Genomic DNA, 10,098 nt, shown 5'->3' on the forward strand with positions numbered 1-10,098 from the left:
GGCGCCTACTCAGCCCGAGCCGGTCAGCCGCTGCCACAGCCCCTTCTTGGCGGGTGCCGATTCCGCCGCCCCTCGCTCCATATCCGCCTCGCTGGGTTCGGATCGCTCGGGCGGTTCGGGGGCGATGACCCCGATCAGCCGACCATTGTCCTCGACCGGCGTTCCCGGAGCCGCCGTCGCGGCGGCACTCTTCTGCACCGCGTGCTGCGGTTCCCGGCCGGCCAGATCGAGCACTTCGGCAACGGTCGTGCCGGAGAGCGCGCCGACGAACGCGGACTGCAACGAGGCGACGTCGAAGACGTGGTACTGGCATTGCGGTGCGGCGCCCACGATCACCACCACGGGCAACTTCACGCTGCCGGCGGTCAGCAGTTCCAGCCGGGTCGGTCCGACGGCGTCCTGCGCCCTGATCGCGATCACGGTTTCGATGCGCACGACAGGCAACCTACAAGAGCACCGCCCAGGCCGTCAGCCCCGCTCGACGGTCAATCCGTCGGGCCCGTCGGTGTGCGAGAGTTGCTTGGCGAGGCAGTCGTCGATCGCGAAGCCCTCGGCGTCGCACCAGGCGTTGGCTTCGCCGGCGGTCAGGAAGACCTCCGGCATCAGGATGACGTAGTAGCCGGAATTGCGGAAACTCGTGAAATCCGCCGAATCGACCATGAAGATCTCGCCGTACCCGGGGCCACGCCCCTGGAGTGTGCGGAACTTCGTCATCGCCGAATCGCTGTCCGTATTGGATGAAAGTTGTGGAATCCACCAGCCGACCATCAGTTCGGCAGTGTAAGAATCCGCGGCCACCTGCTGATCGGCCTCCGAACTGCTGGGCTGCGGGACGTACACGGTGGACGGGGCCCGGGTGACGGTGACCACCGGCGGCGGCACCACCACAGGCGGAGGGGTCGACGTGACCGTCGCCGGTGCGGCGGCCGTGACCGTTTCGGTCGCTGTGCTGGTCGAAGCCGGCGCAGTGGTGGTGACAGGTCCTGCCGACCGGGGCGGCGGGGTGGCACGTTGGCTGCTCGTGGTGGGAGCGGAAACCACCTGTCCCACAGCGGATGTCCCGGCCACGGTGCTGCCGCAGCCGGACAGCACTGTCACCGCCGCGGCCATCAAGGCAATTGCGGTCGCTCGCGTCTTCATCATTTCCCCCACCACACACGTCCCCACCCACACACGCCCGGTCCGCCGCCACACGGCGACGTCAGTCCTGATCACGACAATCGTGAGCCCCGATCGGCGTCACGACATCACGCGGGACCGAGGTTTTCGGCATCCCCCGACACCGATATGAGGAAACGATATCCCATTTGCCGCATCCAGCTCACAACAGGTGGCTCTTGGTGACATTGTCGATATGCGCGACGGCCCTTGCTCGTGTTCGTGCGCGGTGCTCTCGTCGGGTGCGGCCCGCTCAACTGCAGCTGGAGCGAGGCGCAGTCGCCTCGAGCGGAGCCGGTCCGCTACCTCGGCCCGCCGACAGAGGCCGCACCCCCACACGTTGGGCACTGACGCCCACCCGGGATGGCGGAGATTTGTACGCTTCCTGCGTGACCGAGATGGTGCCGCTGGCCGAGGCTCGCAACCGGTTGTCCGAGCGTGCCGGCCGGGTCGTGACCGCCCATGAGCGCATCATCGTCTCCAGGAACGGACGCCCCGCGTTCGTCCTGGTCGCCCTCGACGACATCGAGTCCCTCGAAGAGACGCTGTTACTGCGGACCGACCCCGAGGCCATGGCCGGCATCCGTGAATCCGAGGCTGAACACGCTGCAGGGCTGGGCGTCGTCATGTCGGAAGAGGGATCTTTCGTCCGGCTGCGCGAGGTGCACGCATCCCGTCCGTGCGGCGAAGACGTTCGGAGCTGAGTTCACGCAACAGACCGAATCGCGACCTCGGCACTTCCACGGGTTACGGGACAGATTTCGTGCAACCGTGTGGGCCGACGGCACCGTCCTGAAGTCAGCTGAACCTCGGGACGGGGTGCTGAGATGACGACCTGTGCAGACGTGGTTCGCACGACGGTCGGTGTTCTGCCGGTCGGCGCTGCAGTCACCGGCTGCGCCGGTGACTTCAATGTCCTGGAGGCGCTGTGATTCGTCGGGGCCTGTTGCGCGGTGGAATCACGCTGGTTGTTGCCGGCCTGCTGGTTTCCGGTTGCGCCCGGGGGTTCGGTACCAGCGGAGGATTCCGGGCCGTTGACCAGCAGCAGTCGGAGCAATGTGACGGCGTGCCACCGCCCGCGACGCTGGCATTGCTGGAAGAGACAGCCGCGTTGGTCTCGGCCGTCATCTGCGTGACCGGCGAGGAGTGCTTCCCGGGTGAAGGATCCTGGGCTGTTACGACCGTGCGTGAGCTGCCACCCGATCGCATCCCGGAGTTGACGACCGGTCTTCGCCTGCCCGACCTACGTCGAGCCGGGAACGCGTGCGATCTGTCAATGGGCGTGCTGCCCGACTTCGTCGTCACCCTGGCCGATGGCAGCCGGACCCGGCCCGCCGTCGCGGGAGACGGCTGCCACGCCCGCAGCGACGCTCTGACCGCCTTCAACGACGTGGCCGCAATGCCGGTTGTCGCTACAACGAGAACTACACAAGTGCGCACTGACATCGACGTGGTCGCCGGGTGCGGAACGGGCAAGAGCCCGGCCGTGTGGCTGGGATCCTCCGCCGACGGTGCAGCACGGGTCACGCTGCCCACCGCAGGCAAGGTGAGCGTGTGCCGCTACCGCCCCACCGCGGACCAGGAAGGAGAACTGGCGGCCGCCGGAACCGTTCCTGCAGCAGACTTCGCACGGTCATGGCCGGCTGTGTCGTCGACAGAACCGGAAGGCTGCGCACAGCCCACCGACTCCATGCAGACCACACCCACCGATTGGGTCCTGCTGCTGCAGACCCCTGAACCGCCGTATCGGCTGGATCAACCCGCCGAGGAGCCGATCGCCTTGATCGAACTCGGCGGCTGCCACCGCGTCGTGGACCCACACGAAGGCCTGGTCGGCTTCGTCGATCCATCCGCCGCAACGGAGATCGCCGCGCTGGCAGACCAATCCGCGCGGTAGACGTCTCCGATGCATCGCCTCGCGTCAGTCCTGCGCAGCACCGGGCCAACAACTAGATTTCGTGCGGGCGTTGGGTGCGGTCACGATTTCAATGGCAGCAGAGTCTGCAGGAAGGTGCGCCGACATGGTTCGTTGTGCGGGCGCGGTTCTCAGGGCGGCGATCGGTGTTCTCCTGGTTGGCGTTGCGCTGACCAGCTGCGGCGGTAATGCAGCGCTGAATGGTGAGCAGTCCACACCGACGAGCTCTTCGGAGCGGTCCTCGCGGACGACGGGACCTGCTGCGCCGCCAACACAGTCATCGGCCGAGGGGACGCCGGCGCCGTCGCTCACCGAGACCTCTACGGATGCGAGGCTTACGTTCGCCGAGACGCCAGTCGTCAGCATGGCGGGCTCCTGCGAGCCGTACAGCAGCACGCTCGGTGGGCTGGCCGACGCCAGCGACTCCATTGTGCTCGGAGTCGTTGTCGCAGAGCGACCGTTCATCGAGGGCACATATGGGCCCGCGGCATTTTCGAATCAACGTGCGGAGCTCCCGCCGCGGCGAGGGGACTTCCTGAACCGCCTGCTGCAGGTGGACATCGAACAGACACTGAGCGGAGAACCCTTGCAGACCGTGGAGGTGATTGTCGAAGGCTGGATATCGGATACACCTGAGGACGTATGGGTGCCGATCGCGTTCGACGGCAATCACCGATTGGCGCCGGGCGACCGCGCCGTGCTGCCATTGAGACAATCGATGGAAGGAGACCCAGTTTCTACGCCTGATTCTTACTCAATTGCCTGCACCGGTCCTTTTGTGATTGTCGACGGTTTAGTGGCGCCGAAGCCCGATTCGACAAACTTTCGCGAAGAGGGCGCATATTCCATGTCCGAGAAGCAATTAATCGAGGCACTTCGAAGTGCCGGCTGAGGCGTCGTCTTCCAGGGCAGAATCCAGCTTGACTGCCACGCTCAACAGCTCGCGCTGGTGAGGCAGCGTTCTGGAGCCTTCAACCCCTGCGAGCGGGCAATGCGCTCCTGTGATCCACGACCCTCGCGGCGCAGTGATCACCACGGCCAGGCTCCGGCGGGCGACCAACTCGGATGACCTCGGCGTCACGCCCACCATGACGGGCCGCGCCGGCATGGCCCGCGGCACCCAGGAGCGACGTGCCCTCCGGTCGGTGCAAAGACAGCAAAAGCCCCTCACCTGCGGAAACTGGTGAGGGGCTGCTTGTCGGGATGACAGGATTTGAACCTGCGACCCCTTGACCCCCAGGTGATGGGTAGATGCAGATCCACTATGCTGCAACCTATTTGACAAATGCCCGGAGTGTTGCATATGCGTCATGCGAATCAGGAGGATGGGGTTTGGTCACTGCCGTGGTCACTGGATGGAGGACCGGCTCTCGATGGCCCCCGCCAATCAGCCAAGAAGTCCCCTTGCGGGATCGAGCGGGCAGTGCCGCCTGACCTCTGCCGAGATGCGTGATGATCACGATCATGACCCGTCACCAGTCGCTCGACATGCCTTACTTGAGACTTCGATGAGAGTGCTCCAGACGGTTGCTGCCCCGGTCGGTCGAATCAGCGACCGAGTCGCCCAATGAATCGGCCGCGCAGAATACCTGTTACCCCTTGACCACCCGGTAGAGCTAGACCAGCCGTTTCGCAGCCCAAATACTCGTGTGGCAATGCAAGATATGGGACTGTTGTGCGTAACACGCACGGGCGGAGTGAGAATTAGTCCCGTCCGTACTGGAATCGCCGCCATACACGGCGTGGCTGCACGGCACCCGCAGAACCTGGTCCTAGCGTCGAGCCGTGCCTCGAATCAACGACGAGATGCCCGGCTGCGTCGCCTACCTGTTCACGAACCGAGCGGATGCAGAGGGTGCCGCCGTGAGCGGCGCGACGGGTTTCATCGTGAGCTACGAGTTGGCGGGCACCGCGTACTCGGTCCGCTACCTGATCACCAATTCACACGTGATCGCGCAGGGTTGCCGCTTCGCCAGACTCAACACCAGGAGCGGCACCGTGCGGATTTACGAGATCCCACCGGACGAATGGACGCACGCCGCCGGGCCGGACGACGTGGCGGTCGCGCTGCTGCGGTTACCGGAGGAGGACGACCTTCAGTTCCTCGCTCTGCCCCGGCAGGCATGGTCGTTGACCCCGACGGACGCCACCGAGTTCCTGCTCAACGTGGGCGACGAGGTGATCATGCTCGGGCGACTGAACTACTACCGCAGCGACGGCAGCCAGAATCGGCCGGTCGCTCGCTTCGGCACCATAGCGCTCATGCCGGGCGAACCCGTCCGCGACGGAAGGAAAATCGAGGTCGAGTCCTTTCTGATCGAGATGCGCTCGCTTTCAGGCTTCAGCGGGTCGCCGGTGTTCTGCATCATCCCGCCCGGCGCGTTTCGCGGACCGGGAGTCGGCCTCGACCTTGGTACCGGCCATCAGTTCCTGCTGGGCCTGGACTGCGGGCACATCGAAATGACGACGCCGGTCCGCACCAACACCGGAGCACGGCATCCCGACGGTCACTTCGTCAGAGAACACTCAGGGATGTCGATCGTGGTACCCGCGTGGCGAATCGATGCAGTCCTGAAACAGGCCGACCTGGTTGACCAGCGAGATGAAATCCTGCGAGACATTCCCAAGCCGACCTGATGACTCTGCAAATGCTCAACAAAACAGTGCGGCAACGACCATGCGCCCTACCCATTCAACCAAACCAAGTGGGCAGCAACCTGCCCGCGACTTCAGGGCTGCTACGCGACCGCTTCGATGCCTTGCAGCACGATCCCCAGCAGGACCAGGCCAACGCCCACCAACTCCTTCCGGAGTCCGTCACCGGCAGTGTCGTGGGTCAGCTCTTCCTGAGCCCTATCCCCGGCCTCGATCGCGGCTTGCAGCTCCTCGCCGACCTGCATTCGTGCCGACTCTTCGGCCGAGACCCGCTGATCCAGGGCTCCGAGTGTGCGACTCAGACCGTCGACCCTTTCGGTCAGAACGCGCACGAGACCGTCCAGATCACTGCTCACGCCGGGCGGATGAGCCTGGCCGTGCGCCGACGACGTCACGGCGGGCAGAACACTGTCAATGACTCCGATGCTCTCGGCGATGTTGACCTCCAGACGCCGCGGCGGCGTCCGGGTGAACCAACGCACGACGATCTGGGCCTGAGCGCGTACCGCGTCAGAGAGCAGCTTCCGCCGACCGCGCCAGTGATCGTCGTAGGTGTCTTTCAACCCCCAGCACGTCAACCCGAACCCGAGCACCTGTACGGCCAGCCCGCCCCACCTCAGCCATTCCACCGGGTAATAATGGTCGAGCCCGGCACTGCCGGCCACCGGACGTCAAGCAGAACCGAGCGACTTGACCTTGAACTTCGACGTCTGGGCGCCATGTTGACCAGGTAGGCAAGTAGATCGGTCTCGCTCGGGAGGGTGCGAAACGTGTGGAGCGCGTCCGCCAAAGCCGGTGGAATTCCACCTGCCATGAGTTCCTGAAATTGATGTCCGTGACCGAAGTCCATCGCCAGGTGTCGTCGAATGCCTGGATCTGTGCGCTCAGGAGGGGCAAAGTCGATGGCTCGCCGGGACGGGGTGGGGGTACTAGAACCAAAGGTCAGCGCCTCCCCGACGCGCCCCTGCGGCCTCGCCCGACTTGGAAGTAACCAACACACTTTCCAAGTCCGCCAACGCATGTTCGCCGATGGCCGCAATGGTCCGTGACCAGGGAGAATGCTTACGGATGGACACCTAGGGATGGCCGCGAAGGCAGGCAAATGAGACTAGAACTGAGACGATGAGCTGCTCGTCGGCGAGACGGAGGTCGCCGACCGGATGATCACGCACAGCCTGGACGGCCATCGACTTGCGGCGTCACTCATCCGACTCGGCACCGCACACCATCGGGCCGTGGACGGGCTGACATCATTGTTCGAATGAACCCTCGGGGCAAGGAAGTGGTCCGGCTGCTGATCGCGACTGCGGCGGCCGCCGTACCTGCTTGGCGTGGGTCTACAAAGTCCAGTCGCTGGAGCCTTCTTGGCCGTCGCTCATCCAGCCGCCATGGTCCTCGCTGGGCACGGGTTGAATCGAGTAGAGGCGGGTACGCTGCGCGAAAGGCAAGTGTGGCAACCACCAACGCCCCGCTCACCTTGACCGCTCATGGACAATATCGGAATTGAGTTATTGATCAGGAAAGACGGGGGCTGTTGTGGTGGCTTACTCGAATGATGAACTCGATCGATTCCAAGAGGCGATTCAGTCGCTCAAGCTATATCGCCGGGCGGAGTTAGAAAGCCCGCAGGGAGAAGATCTCATTGAGAAGCTTTACGTCGATCCGCTACCTCATGACCACGTTCACAAGCTCCTGCGGCAGCCGAACACAACCTTCCTGATCGGCAGAAAAGGTACGGGAAAGTCTACCGTCTTCCTACGGGCACAGAAGAGCCTTCTGAAGGAGAATTCCGTTCTCTCTACCTATGTGGACATTAAGACGGTGTTCGAGTCCGCGCACGTCGAACCAGCGTTAGCTGGAAACTTATCGAAGATTGACGGCGCATTACCAGAGAAATCATTGGCTCAACTGCTGTTGATGACAAGCTTCTTGCGCGCTGTTGTATCAGGGATCAGGGATGACTTGGCTAAGCAGCTAAGTTCCTCGTGGAAACTCCGGTTAAAGGAAGCGTTTACTGGCAACTATGGGCTGCTCAGCCGCGGCCTCGATGACTTCATCGACGGCCTTGACAAGCCAGACTTTGTTAACGTGCAGGGCATTAGGACTGCACGGGTGAGAGGACTTCAACGTCAAGAACAGACGAGCTCAGTGGGCGCGACCTTCAAGCTAGACACTTCGGGACCAAGTCTAGGCGGCGACCTGCAGGCGTCCGACGGCCGTCTTTCGGAGGCTGAGGAGGACTATTCAGAAATACTGCTGCGTGCAATCGACATTCGCAAGCTAATCTCTGGGCTCAAAGAGCTCCTCGAACCTCTTGGTGTTAAGCATCTGTACGTGTTTCTTGACGACTTCTCTGAATTACCCCTAAATGCGATGCAAACAGTTGTCGATGTACTTGTTGCGCCTCTGAACAACCGATCCGACGAGCTTGTCAAATTTAAGGTTGCAGCATATCCTGGGCGCATCTACTACGGGGCCTTAGACAAGTCCAAAATTGATGAGGTCAACCTCGACTTGTACAGTCTCTACGGCCAAGCATCGGTCGCAGACATGGAGGTCAAGGGCGTCGAGTTTACTCGGCGACTGGTGGAGCGACGTTTAGAGCACTTCGACCTCGACCTGCAACTCTACGTGGATCAGCGCAATTCGCATGCCGTCTGGACTGCACTCTTCCAGGCTTCACTCGGCAATCCTCGTGCTCTCGGCTACATACTCTTCTTCGTCTACGAAAGCCAGCTCCTCTACGGCCGGAGGATAAGCGTAACAGGCGTCCGAGACGCTGCGAAGAAATACTACGAGGACAAGCTTGAGCCGTATTTTTCAATGGGCCGCTTCCTGCACGAATCGTTCGAGGAGCGGTCAACGATTTTCAGCCTTAAGGAGCTGCTCGAACGAATCGTTTCCCGTGCGCGATCTCTGCGATCAAAGGAAGCGGCAAGCATCTTCGGAACGATTGAGGGACAGCATCCGACGAGCCATTTCAACACCAGCCAAGGTTTCGATCCCTTGCTATCTACGCTTGAACTCAATTTCTTTTTGACCAAGTATTATGTGATGAGCAATCGCGATGGGCATCGGGTCTCGGTATACGCGCTCAATTATGGATTGTGTGAGAAGTACTCAATTACGTTTGGTCGACCAACAGGGGCAAGGGAAAATCGGCTCTACTTTGTCGAGCGGGTATTTGACTACAACGCATTAATTCAAGATTATCTGACCAGCAATCAGGAGATCAAGTGCGATAGCTGCTCAACAGTTTTCGAGACAGCAGACTTGGATGCACTGAAGCGGTTCCACATGCTTTGCCCGAGTTGCCGCGCGGGAACCTGCACGGTGACCAATATTTCGCGAAAATATGAGGACCTAATTCGCAGCGTCAACGCCGATCAGCTATTGCCGGCGACGGAACTTGGCATCCTCCAGACTCTTAGCTCGGAATCGAAGCCTCTGTACGCGGGCGACATCGCAGGAGAACTGGACGTTTCTTATCAGCTTATCGGTAAACGTGCGAAGCGATTGGACGAACAGGACCTGGTCAATCGAGATATGGTGCGTGGTCGACGAGAGTATCACCTGAGCGACTCGGCGAAGAGAATCTATTTCGACTCCGAAGCGCCTTCGGGTTTGGTGTTGTCAGTCGACGACGTGCATCGAGGTGGTCACTCGGCACGTGCCGCTGGGACCGATCGCCGTTAGTACGCAAAGTGCGCGAAGATGAGCGCGATAACACGGCAGTGCGGGTTCAATGCGTACAAACCTTACACCGCCAGCGACAGCGGCAGTGTCGGTGATGTAGCGTAAATTCTGCGAAGTAGATCGCATCCGACGCCGCGGGCACAGACCAGCACCCCGTCCTTGAATGAGTAGGGGAAAATTCTCACGGAGAGGATTGCAGACATGCTCCTGGCGCTGTCGGATGACCCGGGCCGAGCCAAGGCTGGGGTTCATGCTGGTCGATTCGTAGGAGCCGGGTCTGGCCCGCTGCACCCCCCGGTGGACGTCTGCAATGTCGCGGGCGTGGTTTCCGCGCTGGTCGCGGCGGGGCCAGTCGGCGCTAAACCAGCTGCAAGAGGCTGGATGGCTGCACCGGACGCCGAGCCGCCTTGGTTGGTCTGCACTTCGAAGCTATGCGAGAGGCCGGAACGGTTTGCGCAGGATTCACTTCGAACTGGAGCGAGTCCGCGGTCCACGTGGGCAACTACTTCCGGAATCTTCTTGCCCGGTGGCACTTGTTGTCATCCCCCCGAACACCGCCGTCCAGCGGCGGTGCAGGTCAGGAGTTTGGTAGTGCAGCTCCGGTATCGGTCGGTCGGTGTGGTGTGCGGCTCCGAGAGCGCGCGGCATTCGAGACGTGCGGAAGTCCGCCAGCC

The 10,098-nt window shown here is 62.0% G+C and carries 8 protein-coding genes; 5 read left to right on the forward strand and 3 right to left on the reverse strand.

Features of this window, described 5'->3' with window-relative positions:
• Positions 1–9: 9 nt before the first annotated feature.
• Both ACVBEQ_RS09595 and ACVBEQ_RS09600 read right to left on the reverse strand, forming a co-directional pair.
• The gene (locus tag ACVBEQ_RS09595) at positions 10–435 is read right to left on the reverse strand and encodes a hypothetical protein (RefSeq protein ID WP_447152909.1); all 426 of its coding nucleotides are present in this window, start codon (positions 433–435) and stop codon (positions 10–12) included.
• 33 nt (positions 436–468) lie between these two features.
• Complete coding sequence (locus ACVBEQ_RS09600) at positions 469–1,143, reverse strand: hypothetical protein (protein ID WP_447152910.1); 675 nt, start codon at positions 1,141–1,143, stop codon at positions 469–471.
• Positions 1,144–1,556: 413 nt separating this feature from the next.
• Between ACVBEQ_RS09600 and ACVBEQ_RS09605 the strand changes: the two genes are divergently transcribed.
• From ACVBEQ_RS09605 to ACVBEQ_RS09620, 4 genes are all read left to right on the forward strand, one after another.
• Positions 1,557–1,862 (forward strand): type II toxin-antitoxin system Phd/YefM family antitoxin, encoded by a 306-nt coding sequence (locus ACVBEQ_RS09605; RefSeq protein ID WP_447153082.1) that lies wholly within the window; start codon positions 1,557–1,559, stop codon positions 1,860–1,862.
• A gap of 362 nt (positions 1,863–2,224) precedes the next feature.
• The gene (locus ACVBEQ_RS09610; protein WP_447152911.1) at positions 2,225–3,055 is read left to right on the forward strand and encodes a hypothetical protein; all 831 of its coding nucleotides are present in this window, start codon (positions 2,225–2,227) and stop codon (positions 3,053–3,055) included.
• 124 nt (positions 3,056–3,179) lie between these two features.
• Positions 3,180–3,965: a hypothetical protein gene (locus ACVBEQ_RS09615; RefSeq protein ID WP_447152912.1), complete on the forward strand. Its 786-nt coding sequence runs from the start codon at positions 3,180–3,182 to the stop codon at positions 3,963–3,965.
• A gap of 893 nt (positions 3,966–4,858) precedes the next feature.
• Complete coding sequence (locus ACVBEQ_RS09620; RefSeq protein WP_447152913.1) at positions 4,859–5,710, forward strand: trypsin-like peptidase domain-containing protein; 852 nt, start codon at positions 4,859–4,861, stop codon at positions 5,708–5,710.
• A gap of 101 nt (positions 5,711–5,811) precedes the next feature.
• On the opposite strand, the gene ACVBEQ_RS09625 is transcribed toward ACVBEQ_RS09620, so the two are convergent.
• Positions 5,812–6,393 (reverse strand): hypothetical protein, encoded by a 582-nt coding sequence (locus ACVBEQ_RS09625; protein WP_447152914.1) that lies wholly within the window; start codon positions 6,391–6,393, stop codon positions 5,812–5,814.
• Between the two features lie 871 nt (positions 6,394–7,264).
• Here ACVBEQ_RS09625 and ACVBEQ_RS09630 point away from each other — a divergent pair.
• On the forward strand, positions 7,265–9,424 hold the full coding sequence (locus tag ACVBEQ_RS09630) for a hypothetical protein (RefSeq protein ID WP_447152915.1): 2,160 nt from the start codon (positions 7,265–7,267) through the stop codon (positions 9,422–9,424).
• Positions 9,425–10,098: the final 674 nt, after the last annotated feature.

This window comes from Nakamurella sp. GG22, from assembly GCF_052976845.2.

Excerpts from the sequence above, each read along its gene's own strand:
- ACVBEQ_RS09615 (WP_447152912.1), top strand. The coding sequence starts at position 3,180 with ATGGTTCGTTGTGCGGGCGCGGTTCTCAGGGCGGCGATCGGTGTTCTC.
- ACVBEQ_RS09600 (WP_447152910.1), bottom strand. The coding sequence starts at position 1,143 with ATGATGAAGACGCGAGCGACCGCAATTGCCTTGATGGCCGCGGCGGTG.
- ACVBEQ_RS09605 (WP_447153082.1), top strand. The coding sequence starts at position 1,557 with ATGGTGCCGCTGGCCGAGGCTCGCAACCGGTTGTCCGAGCGTGCCGGC.